Annotated in this window: 1 pseudogene; it reads left to right on the top strand. The window is 38.1% G+C overall.

Features of this window, described 5'->3' with window-relative positions:
- Window positions 1–438 (top strand): annotated as a pseudogene (locus MTCD1_RS18545) (U32 family peptidase); the annotation flags it as partial.

Raw genomic sequence — 438 nt, 5'->3', positions numbered from 1 at the left:
TATTAAAGGCGCACATTATGTTTATACAGTTGTAGATACATGGCGCAAGCAGATCAACAGCTTTGTTGAGTCTGGCAAATTATTAGCTGACGATGGCAACCTGCATAAAGTATTTAACCGTAGCTTCACTAACTCATTCTTGCAGGGCGATCTAAACAAGAAAATGTTTACAGATAATCCTCGTGATAACAGTGTGAACTACGCAGTAGAAAAAAGTGATGCGATCTCGGTGGTACAAATCCATGATGTAAAACAAGACCTTTATACTGATAAAAATGCATTAGGCGCAGAACTAGCAGAAAAGATTAAAGATCTAAGCATTGATAAGATTGGTCTTACATTAGCATTCACGGCGAAAGAAAATAGCCCATTAACAGTCAACATTATGGCTGGTGACACGCCGTTTGAAGTGAAAAGTGATTCTGTATTACGTATTGC

This window comes from Colwellia marinimaniae (assembly GCF_002207865.1).
Lineage (GTDB): Bacteria > Pseudomonadota > Gammaproteobacteria > Enterobacterales > Alteromonadaceae > Colwellia > Colwellia marinimaniae.
This window is presented reverse-complemented; position numbering and strand designations above follow the sequence as displayed.